Consider the following 19,823-nt stretch of genomic DNA (forward strand, 5'->3'; position numbering starts at 1 on the left):
TGCTCCCAATTAATACTTAGTACCGCCAAGCTCTTGGGCTTGATTGATAATGTGGAAAATCACGTTCTGCTCCATTACACCCTGCACCAGGTTGGCGCCGGGGCCTGTGGCATGCAGACTAATGTCTTCACCGGCGTGGGTTTCACTTCCCATAGGAATAAGAGCTTGTTGCATAAAGTCTTTGTCTTGAGTGTCCACTGAGGTCAGGTCGTCACGGTTCCCCACAACTGCGCCCGGGCCATTGGTATAACCCAAGGTGGTGTATGGCTTACCATCGAGGGCAGTAGAAAGGTTTCCATCTACGCCGTGTACCAGACCAAGAATGGGGTTACCCCGCTTCGGATAACCTGCGATGGTGAACACGTGGCTGTGGTCGGCGGTGACCAGAATGAGCGTCTCTTCCGGGTTGGTGTTTTCGACCGCCGCCTTAACGGCGTTGGAGAGTTCCACCGCATCGGCCAGGGCGCGCTTGGCGTTACCGGCGTGGTGACCATGGTCGATACGACCCGACTCGACAATCAGCAGATAGCCCTTGTCGTTCTTCTGCAAAATCTCGATAGATTTCGCTGTCATCTCAGTCAATGAAGGTTCGCCGCCCACATCATCGGCGCGGTCCGCTTCATATTCCATGTGGGAGGAGTTGAACAAGCCCAGCAGGTGATCTGTGGTGCCGGTATCTATGGCATCAAACTCTGCGCTGTTCCATACATAGGCGGCGTTGTCCAGGTTGTCGACCCAAGCCTTGGTCAAGTCCAGGCCATCCTTACGCTGCCCTTTCTTGTTCTCGCCATCAGTCACTGTTTCAGGGATAAAGGCGCGGCGACCGCCCCCCAGGGCGACTGACAGGGCATTGTCTTTATCGCGCATCACCATCTGGTAGGCGATATCTTTACACTCGTTGGCTACCGCCTCGGCAGGCAAGTTGGCGTCAGATTCCCAGTCACGCTCCGGGCTATTGGCATAGGTTGCTGCCGGAGTGGCGTGGGTGATACGTGCAGTACTCACCACACCGGTAGATAAGCCTTTGGCATTGGCCAGATCCACCAGAGTCACCAGCTCATTGCCTTTGGATGACAGGCAGTTGCCACGAAGGCTCTGTTCGGATACCGAAATCACCCCCGCTTTGGACTTTACCCCGGTCGCAATGGCCGTCATGGTGCCTGCACTGTCCGGTGTTTGCTGGTTGGTGTTATAGGTCTTGATCAATGCGGTATGGTCAAACTTCTCAAAACTCAGGAAGTTCTCTTCACCACCCTGGTTACCGGCCAGCTGCTGCCCTTGGTAGATACGCGCAGCAGTCAAGGTGGAGATCCCCATACCGTCACCGACAAACAAAATGACGTTTTTGGCTTTTGCTTTTGATTCTAATGTAGCCTTGTCTGACACCCGCAGGGCGCTTTCCTTATACCAATGGCTGTCAGTTTGAACACTGGGTAACACGGCGCTGTTGGCCGCCATGGTTACCAGGCTGCAAGAGATCAACGCAGCTAATCTATTTTTCATCACTTTCATCATCCGTATTGGGTTGAAGTAAATTGTTCGCTATTAAAAATAAAGCGGCCTGATTGTCAGGGATCCAGATGACAGATTTGATTAATCAAGATTGCAGTTATGTGAAGCTCTGCGTTTAAACGACACAAATCAAAGGAAAAGCTGGCTTTTTGGCCAAGAAACCTGAATGGGGATTGGATAGGAAATATGCCAAAGGAGACACGTGTTTGTTCTGACTATCGAAAAACAGTGGTCGCACCCACCAGGCCACAGCTTAAATATTCACCAGATAAGCGCTAAAAAAAGCTCAGGAAAGCTATGATAAAAGAGCCATTTGGTTCTTATGTGTTTGTCACCGACTGGTTGCAACTGTTTGGCAATTTGGGAAAACAATGACAGAGCAAGCACTTAACCAACACTAAAACCTGTTGGATCCCGCAAAGGCACCCTCTTCAAATATATAAAGATATGCCTTATTTATCAGCACATTAATAGACCCCATCATTAGAAAACGTTTCACAAAAGCATTTCAATTCGTTATTTCAGGCATTAAGGCAAATCAGGCAAGCAACTCGTCATTTTAGGCAAACTTACTCGGCATCCCCTGCCTATACTGGTGCTAATTCAGGAGCAAATGACAAACACTGTTTCAGCAATACTTCCTGATAACGACCAACTCTAGTTAGGAGCAATCCAAATGAACAAAGTCTACTTTCCTAATACCAACGGTCTGGACATTACGCTCGCTGGGCTGATCAACTTCCCAGAAAATTTTGATGCGACCAAGCGTTACCCTGCGATTGTGGTGTCGCACCCGGGTGGTGGTGTGAAAGAACAAACCGCAGGCACATACGCAAAAAAACTTGCAGCGCACGGGTTTGTTGCCATTGCTTATGATGCGTCTTATCAAGGTGAAAGTACCGGTAATCCGCGCCAGTTGGAAAACCCACACGTACGTACGGAAGATGTGAGTGCCGTGATTGACTACCTCACCACGCTGGATTACGTCGACAACGACCGCATTGGTGCGATGGGGATCTGTGCGGGTGCGGGTTATACCGCCAATGCCGCCATCAATGATCGTCGTATCAAAGCTGTGGGTACGGTCAGCATGGTGAACATCGGCCAAATGTTCCGCAACGGTTGGGACAACAACGTCAAAGACAGCGATGCGATTCCTTACCTTGAAGCCGGTTCTGGTGCGCGCACTGCTGATGCGAGTGGCGCGGAGCCTGCAACCATGCCAATGGCGCCGATGAAGGAAGAAGATGCACCGAATGAAGAGCTGCGTCAGGCTTGGGAGTATTACCATACCGATCGCGCGGCGTATTGCACCGCACCGGGTTTTGCGACGGCTCGCAGCCTGACTCAAATCATCTCGTATGATGCATTCTTTAAAGCGGAAGCGTTCCTCACGCAGCCTCTTTTAACCGTGGTCGGCAGCAATGCGGGCAGCAAATGGATGAGTGATGATCTGATGGCGCGTGCAGCGAGCAACGACAAACAGATGTACATTGTCGATGGTGCGAACCACATGGATCTCTACGATGGCGAGTCACCGATTGCTGAAGCCATTGGCGTACTTGCACCATTCTTCCAACGCACGTTGTAACACGCACAATGAATATCAACGAAGGCTCAAAACATTGAGCCTTCTGCGAGGATAAAACGATGGATATTAAAAAAGTCTCGTTCCGAAACACCGATATGGCTTGGGATATGGCCGCATTCATCTTGTTGCCAGACGGCTTTGACGCAGCCAAACGCTATCCGACTATGGTTAGTGTTCATCCATTTGGGAGCTGCAAAGAGCAAACCTCCAGCGCAGTTTATGGGAAGGCGTTGGCTGAATTAGGCTATGTTGTGATTGCCTTTGATGCGAGTTTTCAAGGTGAGTCGGGCGGTATGCCCCGTTATGTGGAAGATCCTACGCAACGCGTCGAAGACATCAGCCGCGTGATCGATTATGCCGTGACCTTACCTTATGTGGATGAGACCCGCATTGGCGGATTGGGCATCTGTGGTGGTGGCGGTTACATTCTTAATTCTGCCCTGACCGAGAAACGTATGAAAGCCGTTGTGGGCATTACACCTGTCAATGTGGGGCGTTTGTTCCGCGAAGGGTTTAGCTTGTACAACCCCATCGGCACATTGGAAGCCATGGCGACGCAACGCACGGCTGAAGCTCGTGGTGCTGAGTTACAAGTGAATGAACTGTTGCCACCAAGCCTCGAATTTGCAAAAGAAAACGGTTTGACCGATCGCGATGTGTTTGAAGCCACAGAGTATTACAAAACACCGCGGGGACAGTCGGAAGGTGGTGCAACGCGCATGGTCTTTTCTCACGCTCAAAAAACCTTAAGCTGGGATGCCTTCGCATTTGCAGAAACCTTGATGACACAACCTATGATGGCGGTGGTTGGCCAGAAAGTGGGCGCGTTTGGCGCGTTCCGTGATGGGCAAGAAATTTATGGTCGAGCGGTGGCTTCGAAAGATCGTCAATTGGTGGATCTGGAGAATTGGTCGCACTACGAGCTGTATGACCACCCCGAGGCGGTGAGTTTGGCCATGGAACGCGTGGCGCCATTCTTGGCGAAATATCTCCAATAAGTGAATGATGCGTTCTTCGCGTGAGTGAAGAACGCATCATTCACCTTTTTTGAAATCGTAAGGGATGGCACTGATGATCCGTTTGTTCCTGATGTTGCTGTTGGCGCTCGCTCTCATCTTGTTCGTGGTTGCATTTGTGGTCACGCGTATTGAAAATGCACAAGATGCGGCCAATCATGCGTTAAGAAATCACGCGTTAAAGCACAATGATGCCAACCACGATGATTTAAAACATCACAGCGCTTCGGAAAAACCTCACAACGTGGCCGTTGTGGTCTTTTCTCGTTCAGGAAACACGGGCGTTTTAGCCGACCACATTGCCGAAACCTTGGATGCGGATGTCCATGAATTAGTGGCAAACGACTATCAGCTTGGAATGGTTGGCTGGATAAACGCATTGAGCGATGCTCGGAACGATTTCGCGGACATCACGCCGAATCATATCGATGTTTCGCGCTATGACACCGTGTATCTGGGATCGCCCATCTGGCTATACAGCCCAGCGCCACCGATCTGGCAATTTGCGAACAATACCGATTTCACCAACAAGCACGTGGTGTTGGTGAATACATTTAACAGTCAATTTAAGCAGCATTTTATTGATGAATTTGAAGCACTCGTGCGTTCGAAAGGCGCGATCAGTTTTGCTCATCAATACGTGAAGCGGGGAAGAATGGGAAGCCAGATGTCCTCGCAAGAGTTAACCCAACGATTCGATGAAAAATACAATATGAAAAGAATCAACGACAGAGCAGGTGAGCGTGATGAACAGCAATAATGCCAATCAAGCGCTGGTGGAGCAAGTACGCGCCTACAGCAGTAAAGAGGGCAGTTACGTCACCGATATCCCCGGGCTTGAAGTGCATATTCGAAATACGCCGACAGCGCCGTTGCATTGCATTTATAGCCTTGGATTTTCACTGATTTTACAAGGGAGCAAGCAACTGGCGATTGATGACAGGCAAGTCCCTGTCGAAGCCGGGCAGTCAATGTTGACCACCTTTGACACACCGATTGTATCGCATGTGACAGAAGCAACACGTCATCAGCCATTTTTGGCGCTCGCCCTGAAATTAGATTATGACCTGATCATGCAAACGTGCACGGAGTTGCAGCTCGACAAGCCCGATCGTCAGGTGGAGTATCAATCGATTTCCATTCAAAACATGGACGATGGCATATACCGGACGATGAGCCGTTTGTTGGCGTTGGAGCAAGAGCCTGAATATCTCGCAAGTGTGGTGCCATTGATAAAAAAGGAACTCGTGATTCGTTTGCTTCATGGGCCGCATGGCACGCAACTGCGCCATATTGCCTCTGTCGGTTCGCCCAGCAATCACATTCTGAAAATCGTGACGTGGATGAAGAAGAACTTCACCGAAACGGTCGGCATGAATGAGCTAGCGGGGCAGGCACACATGAGCGCTTCAAGCTTTCGAGTGCACTTTAAAGCCTTAACTGGTAGCAGCCCGCTGCAATACATGAAAAACCTAAGGCTGCAAGAAGCGCGGGAGCAGATGCTGTTAAATGGCCTCGATGCGACGCAAGCCAGTAATCTGGTGGGCTATGAAAGTGCCTCTCAATTTAGTCGTGAATACAGTCGTTTATTTGGATTACCGCCCCAAAAAGATATTCAGCGCCTGCGACAATATTAGAAACGTGGAAACGAGCAGTAAACCGCATTCGCTGTAGTAGCTCAGACCAAACTATTTGCCCGAACTCACAGTCGAACGACAGAATTCAGTAGCTACTGCTCATTTCCTGCTTCAACTTTTACCGCTATCAAGAGGTTTGCTTGGCCTGCTCTTTCTGACGCTGTTTCTGCTCACGGCGCTTATGGATCACTTCTTTGACATCGGCGCCTATGTGAGCCTCACCGCGGCGCTTGGCCAGTTGCATCTGCCGCTCACGCTCGATAAATCGCCGGCGCTGCTTTTCATCCAGCTTATCTATGCAATGGGGACAGCTGACACCCTGCTCATAGGCCGGGCTCTGCATATCGGCCTCGGTTATCGGCATCCGGCAGGCATTACATTGATCGTACTGGCCTTTTTGCAACTGGTGATCCACTGAAACCCGGTTGTCGAAGACAAAGCATTCTCCCTGCCACAGACTCTGCTCTTCGGGCACTTCTTCCAGGTATTTGAGGATCCCGCCTTCGAGGTGATACACCTCATCAAAGCCTTGTTGCTTAAGGTAGGCGGTGGACTTTTCACAGCGGATCCCGCCGGTGCAAAACATGGCTACCTTCTTGTGCTTGGCCGGATCCAGCTGCTGCTTCACATATTCCGGGAACTCGCGGAAAGTCTCGGTCTCGGGATTGACGGCATTCTTGAAGGTACCAATTTGCACTTCATAGTCGTTGCGGGTATCAACCAGCAGCACATCGGGATCGGAGATCAGCGCATTCCAGTCTTTGGGTTTGACATAAGTGCCGACCACTTCTCTGGGATCTATGCCTTCCACCCCCATGGTGACTATCTCTTTCTTGAGTTTGACCTTGGTGCGGTAAAACGGCATCTCATCATCAAATGAGCGCTTGGAGACGATATTATCCAGGCCATTCTGGGCATCCAACCAGGCCATCAGGGTATTGATGCCGCTTTCCGAGCCGGCCACTGTGCCATTAATGCCTTCGGCAGCCAGCAGCAAGGTGCCGCGAATGCCATTGTCTTCCATGGTCTCGAGCAACGGCTGACGCAAAGCCTCATAATCCGGCAGGGAAACAAACTTATATAAAGCGCATACAACTATTTTGGACATCATCACCTCAACTTCTGCTGGCTGGAACCTAATTTCCAGTGCATAACAGCCTCACCTTCTGGAACCTTCCTTAGGTGATCGGCCTCCCAAAATGGGGGCGCCATTCTACCCCAATCACAGTAGCGCAAATAGACAGAAAAAGTAGGGTTATTAGGCGATTTCTGAATCAAGTAGCCGTATCGTAACGACTTAATCCTATACACGTCTTTGGGCAGGCGACCTTGCCTGTCACCCGAGTCATTCCTACAATGGCTGTTTTATTGAAATGCCAAGGGACTCTTGTGACTCAAGTAAGCAGTCAAACTATGCTGTACAGCTTTCGCCGCTGCCCCTATGCCATGCGCGCCAGACTGGGCTTGATTGCCGCCGACCAGTCTGTTGTGGTGCGGGAAATTCTGCTGAAAAATAAGCCGCAGGAGATGCTGGCCCTGTCGCCCAAAGGCACAGTGCCTGTGATGCAACTCGCCGGTGGAAGGGTGCTTGACGAGAGTCTGGATATCCTCTTCTGGGCATTGACGCAAACCGATCCCCACTCATTACTGCCGCAAAATCCTGAGGAAGAAAACCTTATCTCAGCCCTGATTGCAACCAATGACAGGGCATTCAAGCCTTTGCTGGACAGATACAAATACTTTGACCGTTATCCTGAGTTCAGCCAGCAAAGCTATTTCGAACAAGCGCTCGAGTACTTGCTGCCACTGGAGCAGAGACTGGCTGAGGCTCAAGGGCAGCAAGAGCAAGCCATGTTGCTCGGGCGTATGAGCGCGGCAGACCTCGCCATCTTCCCTTTTGTGCGCCAATTTGCCCATGTGGATAGAGCCAGGTTCAATGCAGCCCCCCTGCCCTGTCTGACTCAATGGCTGCAGGCCTGGCTCGAGCACCCCTGGTTTATCCGCGCCATGAAACCCAAGCCACTGTGGCTGGAAAGCGGCGAGCAACAGCCACTTTAGCGCCTGCCGAGCAATCTTGGCAGGCGTTTGCGTGCTATCGGGAGCCCGCCAGGTTTTACAGATGGGACGGTCTGGGGGCGCTGGTATCATCGCCGGCCAAACGCCGCACTTCGGGGGCCTGGCCCTCAGCGACCGCTTGTTTGTAGTTTTGATGCATACGCACCGCCAAGGCCAAATCAGGCCTGATGATCAAACCATCCTCCGCCACATCTATGCCACTGGCTTCACACCAGCTGAGCAGTTGACGTTTACGGCCCGCCAGTACCAGGCTGACACCGCGGCGCTTCAACAGGTGCGCCAAATCGGCAATCATGGCCATCACACTGATATCCAGATGACTGAAACAGGCCACCGCATCGACTATCACACAGTCCACCGGCTCGGGCTGCTCTTTTAACCTGGCCAGCAGCTGGCGTTTGAAATAACCTGCGTTGAAATAGGTCAAGGGTGAGTTGAAACGGTAGATCATGATCCCCGGGATCGCCGTAGCCTTGTCACTGCGGTCGATACTGCGCAGCACCCCTTTACGATCGACACCGAGCAGCTGCTCCGAGGGTTTCATCACTACCCGGATAAATTGGAACAAGCCCAGCAGCACTGCCAGGGTGATCCCCGGGATCACCCCGATGAAGAGCACGGCCAACAGGGTGATCAACGCCAGGGTAAAGGCGCCGTTGTCACGCTTTCTCAGCTTCCAGATCCCCTTGATATCAATCAAAGAGAGCGATGCGATAACCAGCACCACCCCGAGCGCCGCCGAAGGGATATATTGCAGCGGCGCAGTCAGGAACAGGGCCACCAGGGCTATCAGCAGCGCCGCTATCACAGAAACCAACTGCGACTTGCCGCCATTGGCATCATTAACCGCGGTGCGCGAATCAGCGCCGCTGATGGCAAAACCCTGAGACAGCGCCGAGGCGATATTGGCAAATCCAAGCGCGCGAAACTCTTTATCGGGATCTATGTCGTAGCCGTTTTTGGCGGCAAAGCTGCGCGCCGTCAGCATCATGGAGACAAAGCTCACCATGGCAAGGTTCAGCGCCGGCATCACCAGTTCACGGCTGAGCCCCAAATCAAATACCGGTGCCTGAAACTCCGGCAGACCGCCTTCAATAGTACCGACCACCGCCAGTTGATACTGCTGCAAATCAAACAGCCATACCAATAATCCTGCCACCGCAATCGCCACCATGGAGGCAGGCAGTTGCGGCCGCAGACGCTTGACCAGCAGGAACACCAGCAAGGTGGCCAGACTCATGCCCAATGTTGGCCAGTGAGTGCGCGACAGATACTCGGCACCGCCTGCCAGGCGCTCCAGCAAATAGCGGGAGTCGAAGCTAAAGCCAAAAATCTTCGAGAACTGGCCGACGATAATGGTTATCGCCACCCCGTTGAGCAGCCCCATCAAAATCGGCCGCGAGAGAAACTCGGCAAGCACCCCAAGCCGAAAGCGGCTGGCCAGCAGACACCAAATGCCCGTCATCAGGGTCATGGTCATCACCAACTGCCAGTGCACCTTGGCATCGCCGGCGGCCAGTGGCGTCACCACAGCGGCTATCACGGCGCAGGTTGCGGCATCCGGACCCACTATCAGTTGCCTCGATGTACCAAACAAGGCATAAATCAACATAGGTAAAATACAGGAGTAAAGCCCGGCCACGGCGCTGACCCCGGTAAGCTGGGCATAGGCGATGGCCACAGGCAAGGCCACCGCGGTTACCGACAAGGCGGCACGCAGATCATCCCGCAACCATTCTTTTTGGTAATGCAGCAATCCTGCCAGCCCGGGAAGTGATTGAGTCAGCAACTCCTTGGTGTTCCATTGTGGAAAATTAACTCGCATATTCAGCACTCAACTCCATCAATTTAAGCGCATACTGTCCTGAGTGGATAATGTAGTGAGCTTATGCCAAGAAGTCATCCAGGGCTAAATAAAATATTCTCACTATTCACATTTCCGCTTTTGTTTGTCAGTAATGTAAAGAAAACACTTGGGGGGATTGGCTAATTGGCCGCCGCGACTTAACATAAACCCCAAGCCCCTTTTCGTGGCATGAATCACACTCCTGACCAAGCATCCAATGCTTTTTGGCCAATATAATGAGGTTAAATTGGATACCCAACCCCAGATAACCAGGCGCACGCCCCAAGGGCTGCATCTGGCCTTGCTTATTCCCATGCTGTCGGCCATCGTGGCGATAACGCCTTTGGCTATCGACATGTATCTGCCGGCCATGGCTACCATAGCCGAAAGTTTCCATTCCGATATCACTACAGTGCAGCAGTCTCTGAGCCTGTATCTGGCCGGGTATTCTCTGGGTATGCTTACCTTTGGGCCTTTGGCCGATCGCTTCGGCCGTCGTCCTTTGGTGATCATTGGCCTATCGGGATTTATGTTGGTCAGCCTGGGATTGGCGCTGTCGCAAACGATAGAAATGTTTTTAAGCCTCAGATTTGTCCAGGCCTTTATCGGCGCCGCCGCTACCGTGGTGATCCCCGGCTATATCAAGGAGGTCTATGGTGACAATACGGCCAAGGGCATGTCCTATGTCAGCCTAATAATGATGCTGGCGCCACTGCTGGCTCCATCCATAGGCAGCTTAATTCTGGAGCTGGGTGAATGGCATTTGATTTTCTTTATTCTCGCCTTCTATGCCCTGCTGCTGCTCATGCTGGTATTGCTGAAACTACGTTTGCCTTCGGATATGCAAGGCGCCGAGCGCAGCCGCAAGTCATTCTTTGGCGCCTATGCCACCGTCTTTACCCGGCCAGGCGTTAAGCTGCATATCGGCAGCGGCGTGCTGACTTCATTCGCCTTCTTCTGCTATCTGACAGCCTCGCCGTTTGTCTATATGTCGGTATTTAACTTGGATAAGTCACTGTTTGCCATACTATTCAGTACCAACGTAGGCGCCTTGATGCTGGCCAATATTATCAACTCACGCATTGTTGGTCGCTATGGCTCAAGACGCATGTTGGTTGCCGCCACTATGCTCGGCAGTATTGCCGCTACCGGGCTGTTACTGGTGAACCTGCTCGACTTGAGTTACCACTTTACCGTGGCCATGCTGATCCCCCTGATGGGATGCCTAGGGATAATGTCGGTTAACGCCGATGCCATAGTACTGATGAAGTTTCAGCAGGAAACAGGCACAGCCACCGCGGTTATCGGCACCCTGAGGTTTGGCTTTGGTGCTCTGGCAGGACCGCTGCTGGCGCTGTTTTACACAGGTACTGCCGTGCCCTTTGCCGCGCTGATGCTGGCCTCTGTGCTACTGGTGGGTCTGTGCCAGTTCGCTGTCAGTCGCCGCCCTGTGCCCGAATGCCGCAGTACCGGTTCCTAAAATAAAGCTGGCGATAAAGCATGCTCAAGCGTTTGAAACCGCTTGAGCGAAAAGCGCCGTTTGTCGATTTCCGCAACCCCAGAACCACAATTTTCAAAGACTGGGTTCATACACAAGGAATTGCGGCGCTTTAGACCAAAGTCTAAAAAGATCCTTAATTTGGAATAAAACACAATAAATTCAATATTTAATCAATAACACTTTAGCAAAAACCTACCGCAATCAGGGCCGCTTTTCGGCGGCAAAAATGAAATTTATTCATGCTCATAAAAAAGCCGCTCCCTGGGGCTTGAAAACTTCTCTCTTTCCAATATGATGAAATTCTGTCCATTGGTGACAGAGACCCCTTCCCTACAGGGAAGTGAGCCCCAAGGCCGGGTCGACAGCTGGCCGGAACTACCCTTCCGGCCCGAATTAGAGCGATAACCGTCGCTGTAAAAGTTACTGTTTACCGTAACGGTATCTTATCAAGGAGTACCAAATGGAGATGCTTTCAGGCGCCAGCATGATAGTGCGTTCGTTAATTGACGAAGGCGTAAAACATATATTCGGCTACCCGGGTGGCTCAGTTCTCGACATCTACGATGCCCTGCATCAAAAATCCGATATCGAACATATTCTTGTCCGCCATGAACAGGCGGCCGTGCACATGGCCGATGGTTACGCCAGAGCCACGGGCAAGGTCGGCGTGGTATTGGTGACATCCGGCCCGGGAGCAACCAATGCCATTACCGGCATCGCCACCGCCTACATGGATTCAGTCCCTCTGGTGGTGCTTTCGGGCCAGGTGCCCAGTAACCTGATCGGCAATGATGCCTTCCAGGAATGCGACATGATAGGGATCTCCCGCCCTGTGGTGAAACACAGCTTTTTGGTGACAGATCCCACCGAAATTCCCACCATTATCAAGAAAGCCTTCTATATCGCGGCCAGCGGCCGCCCAGGCCCTGTGGTAGTGGATCTGCCCAAAGACAGCCTCAACCCGGCGATACTGCACGAGTATCAATACCCGGAAGAGATTAAGATGCGCTCCTACAACCCGACGCTTTCGGGTCACAAGGGCCAGATCCGCCGGGGTTTGCAGGCCTTGATGGCCGCCAAAAAACCAGTTCTGTATGTGGGCGGCGGCGCCATTATCTCCGGCTGCCACCAGCAGCTGTTGACACTGGCCGAACAACTGAAACTGCCTGTGGTCAATACGCTTATGGGGCTGGGCGCCTTTTCCGGCTCTCATCACAACAACCTGGGCATGCTGGGGATGCACGGCCTGTACGAAGCCAATATGGCCATGCACCATTCAGATTTAATCTTCGGCATTGGCGTGAGGTTCGATGACAGAACCACCAATAATGTTGCCAAATATTGCCCGGATGCCACCATACTGCACATAGATATCGACCCTTCATCCATCTCCAAGACCATCAAGGTGGATATTCCGATTGTGGGCTCGGCCGATAAGGTACTGAACGAGATGCTGCAATTGCTGGATGAAGACAAGGTAATGCCTCAGGATGACGAGGCGCTGCAACACTGGTGGCAGCAAATTGCTTCCTGGCGCAGCCGCAACTGCCTCGAGTATCAGCGCAATGCCGAACGGATCAAGCCTCAGCAAGTGATAGAAACCCTCTATCGCCTGACAAACGGTGATGCCTATGTGGCCTCGGATGTTGGCCAGCACCAGATGTTTGCCGCTCTCTATTATCCTTTCGACAAACCACGGCGCTGGATCAACTCAGGAGGCCTGGGCACCATGGGATTCGGCTTGCCGGCCGCCATGGGTGTCAAGATGGCGATGCCGGATGAAACCGTTGTGTGTGTCACCGGCGACGGTTCGATTCAGATGAATATTCAAGAGCTTTCCACCGCACTGCAATACGATGTGCCGGTGAAAATCATCAATCTCAACAACCGCTTCCTCGGGATGGTGAAACAGTGGCAGGACATGATCTACTCGGGCCGCCACTCCCATTCTTATATGGACTCGGTGCCTGATTTTGCCAAAATCGCCGAAGCCTACGGCCATGTGGGGATCAATATCGACCATGTGGATGAGCTGGAGAGCAAACTGGCACAAGCTCTGGCCATGAAAGACAGGCTGGTGTTTGTGGATATCAGTGTTGATGAAACCGAGCACGTCTACCCGATGCAAATTCGTGGTGGCGCTATGAATGAAATGTGGCTGAGCAAGACGGAGAAAAGCTGATGAGACGTCGAATCATATCTGTATTGATGGAAAACCAGCCCGGCGCCCTGTCAAGAGTTGTCGGTCTCTTCTCCCAACGCGGCTACAACATTGAAACTCTTACGGTTGCGCCCACCGATGACCCTACCCTGTCCCGGCTGACAGTCGCAGTTGAGGCCAATGAAAGCATTCTGGAGCAGATAGAGAAGCAGCTGCACAAGCTTATCGATGTGCTCAAGGTGTCCAACATCACAGAGTCCACCCATGTGGAGCGGGAACTTGCCTTGGTCAAGGTCAAGGCAAGCGGCGCATTGCGGGAAGAAGTGAAACGCACCGCCGATATCTTCCGCGGCCAAATTGTCGATGTGACAGCCAATCTCTACACAGTACAGATGGCGGGAACCAGCGATAAACTGGACGCCTTTATTGCCGCGCTGACCGAGGTCACCAAGGTGGTGGAAGTGTCCCGCTCCGGAGTCGTGGGGCTTGCCAGAGGCGACAAGGCGATGCGCGCCTGAGTCTCCCCGCCAAAGTCCACGCATGAAAAAACCAGGCTTGATCCTGGTTTTTTACTGTCTGTGAAAGCATGCTCTGGCGTTACTGGAGCGGTTTGCTTATCCGGATAACCACCCGGCGGTTGCGGGCACGCTCGTCACTGGAGTCGTTTGAAGCCACATGGCGGCGCTCGCCGTGCCCTTCGGTGTGGATCCTGTCACCCGGGATACCCCGCGCCACGAAGAACTCTTTGACTGAACCGGCGCGCTGCTGAGACACCTTCTGGTTGATACTACGACCACCATAGCTGTCGGTATAGGCGTCTATCAGCACCAGTTCCACTTCGGGATCATAGGCCAGGTACTCCTGCACCCGCGCCAGCTGCGCCTTGGAATAACGGGTCAACTCGGTACCGCCCATCTCATAGGTAAGCACGGTAAAGGCGATATCATCGAAACTGTAAGGCAATAGATTGGCCAGGCACTGCTTGAACTCGCGGTATTTCTGGGCAAAGTTGGCCGCAGAAAGGCCGACCGCCACCTTGTTGCTTTGGTTGTACCAATCGCTGTAGTAGAAAGTGGGTTCCATACCGCGATCCAGCTCTGCCAGCATGGACCAGGCGGCCTTTTTCGGCACTTCACCATTGAAGTATTTCTGGTAGCTCAACTCGGTAATCGCCTTGGAGGTCACCCCGGGACGCCAGGCCGGCGCCTTGCTCATCAAGCGGGCATGGGTCACGGCATCAGGCTTTTGCCACATATCCAGAGTAAACTGCAGATTCAGCTCTTTACCCGCATGACTGGAAAACACCGCCTTGCCGTAGGCGGGAATGTCGTGCTCCAGGCTGCAACCTATGGGGGTATTTTGCGCCACGCGCCAATGAGAGTCGTCAAGTGACGCCACATAGTGCCTGAGATCTGCCATCGCCGACAGCGGCAGACAAAGAGTCGACAGCAGGAACAGTTTACGCCACATAGAAATCTCTCTTTTCGCATACCATGTTGTCTCTATCGGCAAAGAAATTCATTCCTTTAGCCTATAAAAACAACAATCGAACATGACACCCTGTTGATGTTTTAGCATAATAGCCGCTTCGTTATTTTCCAGGGGAAATGCATGACTCAGCCAAGCCTAGCCAACCAACTCAAGCACAGATTCAGGGGCTATTTCCCTGTGGTGATCGACGTGGAGACCGCTGGCTTCAATGCGCAGACCGACGCGCTGCTGGAGATTGCCGTCACCCTGCTGAAGATGGATACCGATGGCAATCTGGGAATAGACAGAACCCTGCACTTCCATATCGAGCCTTTTGAAGGCGCCAATCTCGAGCCGGAGGCACTGGCATTCAACGGCATAGATCCCAACAACCCTCTCAGGGGCGCCGTCAGCGAGAAAGAAGCTTTTCTGGAAATATTCAAGGCGGTGAAGAAGGCGCAGAAGGCGGCCGATTGCCACCGTTCTATCATAGTGGCTCACAATGCCGCCTTCGATCACGGCTTTGTCAGTAAGGCAATTGAGCGCAATGATATCAAGCGCTCGCCGTTTCATCCCTTTGCCACCTTTGATACCGCTACTCTGGCCGGATTGGCCATAGGCCACACAGTGCTGGCCAAGGCCTGCGCCTTGGCCGGGATCCCCTTCGACAACAAAGAAGCCCATTCGGCGCTTTATGATACAGAGCGCACCGCCGAGCTGTTCTGCTATATAGTGAACCGCTGGAAAGCCCTTGGCGGCTGGCCTTTGCCTGCAGCTGCCGAAACCGAAACCCCACAGGATGCAGTCTAAACCCGCTCAAATATACGCTCAAACATAGCAAGTCGGCTCAGACATATAAGCCGACTCAAACTAAAGTGTTTCCCGTCCTCACGCCAAATCCTTTGAGCATCTGGTGTGAGGGCGCATCAAAACCCAGCGACCAAAGACCAGCGTTCAGAAACCCGTTCAGAAACCAGTGACCAGAAGCCAGTGACCGAAAACCAAAGATAGCCCGGCTCAAAATTAAGGTCTTGAGCCTCATGTTTAAAGCCCTGTACGATTATCGAGTTTCAGGGCTTTAATCAAGTCGAATACTTCATGGATTTCTTTGAACACTTGCTCGATATCTGCGCTGAGATCCAGCGGCTTGAGTAGATCCAGTTGCGGCTCAAAATAGCTGTGCTGACAGGCTATTTTGACAAACAATCGACCCTGTCTAAAACAGGCTTCCAGCTCGCCTTGATAAAATCCTGATAGTGACAACAAACGTTCCATAGTCGCTGTATTGAGCACATATCTGGCTTCAAGCTGATCGTCACTGTAGACCTCAAATCTACGCTCAAAGTCCGGGTCTTCCAGCTTTACCCTCGAGAGCTTGTTTCTAAACTGCGCCAAGCCATTGGCCATAAAACCTTTATCGCGGCGCACTTGGATGGTCGCGGAAAATGTCTTCGGCAGGTCAAACTCTATCACTATGCCATCGAACAGCGTCTTATATTGGGGACCATTATCGTTCTTGCCTGTGCGTTCGAGTAACGTCAGTTCCCTAAGCAGAAAAGGCACATTAAGATATTTGCCTCTGACCGAGTTTTGAAAATAACCTTTGTCATAGTCGGGAAAGAGACCATAGTCTTTATAGCTTTCCAGTTCAGGCAATCCCGAGGGGTTGAACGCAAAGCTTTTACCGAAATACCCCAGCAGCAGAGGATAGATCTCCTCGACTATCTGGGTACGCAGTTCACTTATCTCACTGCCAGCCCAGATGTTGGCCAACACCACCACCGCCAGAGATACCACGGCGCCGCCAAAGCCGATAAAAAACACCCCTTCTTTAAAATTCAACATCAAGGCGCCGTAGAAACCCATGGCAAAAAACAGCAAAAATGCCGGAATGCCGATAAAGGTGAGAGGCGCAACTATCTTTCTACGCTCTTTATACCTGGCAGCAGCGGCCTCTCGAACCGACTCATAACGCCGACACTTGGGTGCAATCTTTTGCGCATAATATTGGTCGAAGGCCTGCTTGTCTTGCTCCGGAATAGCAAACTCCATTGAATTCATCCTGTTTTCCTTGCTATTTTTCCGGTTCAATTAGCAACTATCTAGAACCTTTCGTCAAGCTCTTAGCTCTGGAATGGGCAATAAAGGTTTAGATAGGTATAAAAAAGCTGCCCGAGGGCAGCTTTATAAAGCTATACAAGCAATTACAGCTCTTCAGCGTTCTCAGACAGGTAGGCAGCAACACCGTCTGGGCTGTCTTTCATGCCTTTCTTGCCTTTTTCCCAACCTGCAGGACAAACTTCACCGTGCTCTTCGTGGAATTGCAGCGCATCAATCATACGCAGCATTTCATCGACGTTACGGCCAAGAGGCAGATCGTTAACGACCTGGTGACGCACCATGCCTTCTTTGTCGATCAGGAAAGAACCGCGGAAAGCCACACCGGCTTCTGGGTGCTCAACATCGTAAGCCTTACAGATATCGTGGCGAACGTCGGCTACCAGAGTGTATTGAACCTGGCCGATACCGCCTTTTTCCACTGGGGTGTTACGCCATGCATTGTGAGTAAACTGAGAATCGATAGAAACACCGATCACTTCAACGCCACGCTTCTTGAACTCTTCCATGCGGTGATCGAAGGCGATCAGCTCAGATGGGCACACGAAGGTGAAATCCAGTGGGTAGAAGAACACTACCGCAGGCTTGCCTTTGATTGCTGCAGTCAGGTTGAAGCTGTCAACAATTTCACCAGAACCCAGAACAGCTGCTGCAGTAAAGTCCGGAGCCGGACGGCCTACTAATACGCTCATTTTATACCTCCATCTATGGATTGAGCTGTGAATAAAACAGAATCCGTTTTAACTACAAGCCATTATAAGAGGTGCCATGCACCTGACAACCTATTTAGGATCAATATCACGCTTTTGCTGCATTTTAAGGCTTGTCTGGGTAAGAAATCGGCAAGTGTGCGGCCACCGCAATTACCTGGCTCACAAAGCGACTCAATAACCTTAGGATCCAGTTCACAAAGAGAGATTTTTTCCCGCAAACACTGATTGCAGCTGGACATCCAAGCCCCCCCAGTCAAAAATAGCCCCTTTGTTTAGCGAATAAGACTTTACTATGAACGCAGTTGTGATTGCCGTCTGTCTGATGCTCGCTCTCAGCCTGGCCCGGGTCAATGTGGTGATCGCCTTGACGATCAGCGCCCTGGTCGCCGGCTTGATGGGAGGACTGGACATCCACCAGACCATAGAGGCATTCAATACCGGCCTGGGCGGTGGAGCCCAGATAGCCCTGAGTTATGCCCTGCTCGGCGCCTTTGCCGTGGCCCTGTCCCATTCCGGGCTGACCACTTTGATCTCCACCTCTGTGATCAAGGCCCTTGGCAAAGATCCCGATAGTCAAAACCTCAAGTGGGTTCGCAGCCTGTTGCTGCTGTCCCTGTTAGCCATGGCTATCAGCTCACAAAACATTCTGCCGATCCATATCGCCTTTATCCCCATTCTGGTGCCGCCACTCTTGCATCTGATGTCCAAACTCGAGCTGGACAGGCGTTTGGTCGCCTGTGTTATCACCTTCGGCCTGGTCACCACTTATATGGTGTTGCCTGTGGGCTTTGGCGGCATATTTCTAAACGACATACTGCTGGCAAACCTGCAGTCCAACGGCTTAGAGGCCCAGTCAGGGGATATTCCCCAAGCCATGCTTATTCCGGCCGCCGGCATGCTGGCCGGACTGTTGACGGCCGTGTTTATCAGCTATCGCAAGCCAAGAGAGTATCGGGAAGAGCAGATCCTCGCCGCCGAGCCGGAAACCGGACTCAGCAAGCGCAACATCATCATTGCTGTGCTGGCCATTCTGGCGACTCTGCTGGTGCAGCTGCAGACAGATTCGATGATCTTCGGCGCGCTGGTTGGCTTTATGATCTTCTCATTCAGCGGCGCGCTCAAACATGTGGCCGATGAAGATATCTTTAACCAAGGCGTGCGCATGATGGCCAACATAGGCTTTATCATGATAGCCGCCGCCGGTTTCGCCGCCGTGGTCAAACAAACCGGTGAAGTGCTGACTCTGGTGAGTGCCATAGGTGAGTTGATTGGTGACAACAAGGGCCTGGGCGCGCTGTTGATGCTGGTGGTGGGCCTGTTAATCACCATGGGTATTGGCTCATCTTTCTCGACTATCCCCATTATTGCCACCATCTATGTGCCACTGGCACTGAACTTTGGTTTCTCTGTGCCTGCGGTTATCGCCCTGGTCGGCACCGCCGCGGCGCTTGGGGATGCCGGCTCACCGGCATCGGACTCGACGCTCGGCCCCACCGCCGGCCTGAATGCCGATGGTCAACACGACCATATCCGCGACAGCGTGATCCCAACCTTTATTCACTACAATATCCCGCTGCTGATCTTCGGCTGGATTGCCGCCATGGTACTCTAAGCACTGCCTTGGGGAATGATGGCCCTGAATACAAAAAGCCAGTCTGTATCAGACTGGCTTTTTTGCTTTAGCGGCCTGCTTTACAAGCCGGGGCCGAGCTTATCAGCGCTGTTTCAGGCCTGAGTTTCTTCTATCAGGCGGTTACCTGAGCCTATCTCTATTTTGCGCGGTTTCATGGCTTCAGGGATCTCGCGCACCAAATCTATATTGAGCAGGCCGTGTTCCAGATGGGCGCCTTCGACGGTCACATAATCGGCCAACTGGAAGGTACGTTCAAAGCCGCGCTCGGCAATGCCCTGATACAGGTATTTACGCTCCGGAGCCTGTTCGCCCTTGGTGCCTTTCACCAACAGCTTTTCGCCCTCGCTGGTGATCTCCAGCTCATCCATGGCAAAGCCTGCAACCGCCATGGTGATCCGGTAACGGTTCTCACCCAAGAGTTCGATATTGTATGGAGGGTAACCGGCATTGCCATTGTTGGCGGCGGCATGTTCGGCCAAACGGGCCAAACGATCAAAACCGATAGCGCTGCGGTAAAGGGGAGTCAAATCATAGTTACGCATAGTCATA

Annotated in this window: 17 protein-coding genes; 10 read left to right on the top strand and 7 right to left on the bottom strand. The window is 52.2% G+C overall.

Going from position 1 to position 19,823, the window contains the following annotated elements:
• Positions 1 to 9 precede the first annotated feature (9 nt).
• The gene (locus tag HCX89_RS00400; protein WP_167715128.1) at positions 10 to 1,512 is read right to left on the bottom strand and encodes an alkaline phosphatase; all 1,503 of its coding nucleotides are present in this window, start codon (positions 1,510 to 1,512) and stop codon (positions 10 to 12) included.
• A 676-nt stretch (positions 1,513 to 2,188) separates the two neighbouring features.
• Here HCX89_RS00400 and HCX89_RS00405 point away from each other — a divergent pair.
• The 4 genes from HCX89_RS00405 (at position 2,189) to HCX89_RS00420 (ending at position 5,756) form a co-directional block, all read left to right on the top strand.
• Positions 2,189 to 3,103 carry an alpha/beta hydrolase gene (locus HCX89_RS00405; protein ID WP_107352202.1) on the top strand — a complete coding sequence of 305 codons (915 nt, stop codon included), beginning with the start codon at positions 2,189 to 2,191 and terminating at the stop codon, positions 3,101 to 3,103.
• 59 nt (positions 3,104 to 3,162) lie between these two features.
• On the top strand, positions 3,163 to 4,101 hold the full coding sequence (locus tag HCX89_RS00410; protein ID WP_167714695.1) for an alpha/beta hydrolase: 939 nt from the start codon (positions 3,163 to 3,165) through the stop codon (positions 4,099 to 4,101).
• 73 nt (positions 4,102 to 4,174) lie between these two features.
• The gene (locus HCX89_RS00415; protein WP_167714697.1) at positions 4,175 to 4,879 is read left to right on the top strand and encodes a hypothetical protein; all 705 of its coding nucleotides are present in this window, start codon (positions 4,175 to 4,177) and stop codon (positions 4,877 to 4,879) included.
• Positions 4,866 to 5,756, top strand: coding sequence for an AraC family transcriptional regulator (locus HCX89_RS00420; protein ID WP_167714699.1), 891 nt, complete (start codon positions 4,866 to 4,868; stop codon positions 5,754 to 5,756). Before HCX89_RS00415 ends, HCX89_RS00420 begins: the two co-directional genes overlap by 14 nt.
• 127 nt (positions 5,757 to 5,883) lie before the next feature.
• Here HCX89_RS00420 and HCX89_RS00425 read toward each other — a convergent pair whose 3' ends face one another.
• A complete protein-coding gene (locus HCX89_RS00425) occupies positions 5,884 to 6,864 on the bottom strand; it encodes a rhodanese-related sulfurtransferase (protein ID WP_045283770.1) in 981 nt (326 codons plus the stop codon).
• Between the two features lie 305 nt (positions 6,865 to 7,169).
• Here HCX89_RS00425 and HCX89_RS00430 point away from each other — a divergent pair, with 305 nt between their 5' ends.
• Positions 7,170 to 7,814, top strand: a complete 645-nt coding sequence (locus HCX89_RS00430) for a glutathione S-transferase (RefSeq protein ID WP_144165608.1) — start codon at positions 7,170 to 7,172, stop codon at positions 7,812 to 7,814.
• Between the two features lie 55 nt (positions 7,815 to 7,869).
• Here the strand turns inward: HCX89_RS00430 and HCX89_RS00435 are convergent, their stop codons facing one another.
• Positions 7,870 to 9,657, bottom strand: coding sequence for a SulP family inorganic anion transporter (locus tag HCX89_RS00435; protein WP_109247890.1), 1,788 nt, complete (start codon positions 9,655 to 9,657; stop codon positions 7,870 to 7,872).
• Between the two features lie 334 nt (positions 9,658 to 9,991).
• Here HCX89_RS00435 and HCX89_RS00440 point away from each other — a divergent pair, with 334 nt between their 5' ends.
• From HCX89_RS00440 to ilvN, 3 genes are all read left to right on the top strand, one after another.
• The gene (locus tag HCX89_RS00440; RefSeq protein ID WP_174840003.1) at positions 9,992 to 11,158 is read left to right on the top strand and encodes a multidrug effflux MFS transporter; all 1,167 of its coding nucleotides are present in this window, start codon (positions 9,992 to 9,994) and stop codon (positions 11,156 to 11,158) included.
• A gap of 481 nt (positions 11,159 to 11,639) precedes the next feature.
• Entirely contained in the window at positions 11,640 to 13,361 is a 1,722-nt protein-coding gene (locus HCX89_RS00445) for an acetolactate synthase 3 large subunit (RefSeq protein ID WP_167714701.1), read from the top strand.
• Positions 13,361 to 13,858: an acetolactate synthase small subunit gene (gene ilvN / locus HCX89_RS00450; protein ID WP_025888373.1), complete on the top strand. Its 498-nt coding sequence runs from the start codon at positions 13,361 to 13,363 to the stop codon at positions 13,856 to 13,858. The genes HCX89_RS00445 and ilvN overlap by 1 nt, the downstream gene beginning before the upstream one ends.
• A 79-nt stretch (positions 13,859 to 13,937) precedes the next feature.
• Here the strand turns inward: ilvN and HCX89_RS00455 are convergent, their stop codons facing one another.
• Positions 13,938 to 14,810, bottom strand: a complete 873-nt coding sequence (locus HCX89_RS00455; protein WP_025009508.1) for an OmpA family protein — start codon at positions 14,808 to 14,810, stop codon at positions 13,938 to 13,940.
• Positions 14,811 to 14,951: 141 nt separating this feature from the next.
• Here HCX89_RS00455 and rnt point away from each other — a divergent pair, with 141 nt between their 5' ends.
• Complete coding sequence (gene rnt / locus HCX89_RS00460; protein WP_025888370.1) at positions 14,952 to 15,620, top strand: ribonuclease T; 669 nt, start codon at positions 14,952 to 14,954, stop codon at positions 15,618 to 15,620.
• Positions 15,621 to 15,854: 234 nt separating this feature from the next.
• Here the strand turns inward: rnt and HCX89_RS00465 are convergent, their stop codons facing one another.
• Complete coding sequence (locus HCX89_RS00465; protein ID WP_071239049.1) at positions 15,855 to 16,871, bottom strand: DUF3137 domain-containing protein; 1,017 nt, start codon at positions 16,869 to 16,871, stop codon at positions 15,855 to 15,857.
• Positions 16,872 to 17,014: 143 nt separating this feature from the next.
• Complete coding sequence (locus HCX89_RS00470) at positions 17,015 to 17,620, bottom strand: peroxiredoxin (RefSeq protein ID WP_025009505.1); 606 nt, start codon at positions 17,618 to 17,620, stop codon at positions 17,015 to 17,017.
• 313 nt (positions 17,621 to 17,933) lie between these two features.
• Between HCX89_RS00470 and HCX89_RS00475 the strand changes: the two genes are divergently transcribed.
• Complete coding sequence (locus tag HCX89_RS00475; protein ID WP_071239050.1) at positions 17,934 to 19,253, top strand: Na+/H+ antiporter family protein; 1,320 nt, start codon at positions 17,934 to 17,936, stop codon at positions 19,251 to 19,253.
• A gap of 113 nt (positions 19,254 to 19,366) precedes the next feature.
• Here HCX89_RS00475 and HCX89_RS00480 read toward each other — a convergent pair whose 3' ends face one another.
• Positions 19,367 to 19,816, bottom strand: coding sequence for an Hsp20 family protein (locus HCX89_RS00480; protein ID WP_028779347.1), 450 nt, complete (start codon positions 19,814 to 19,816; stop codon positions 19,367 to 19,369).
• Positions 19,817 to 19,823: the final 7 nt, after the last annotated feature.

Origin of the sequence: Shewanella sp. Iso12 (genome assembly GCF_012030025.1) — a bacterium.
GTDB classification, from domain to species: domain Bacteria; phylum Pseudomonadota; class Gammaproteobacteria; order Enterobacterales; family Shewanellaceae; genus Shewanella; species Shewanella algae.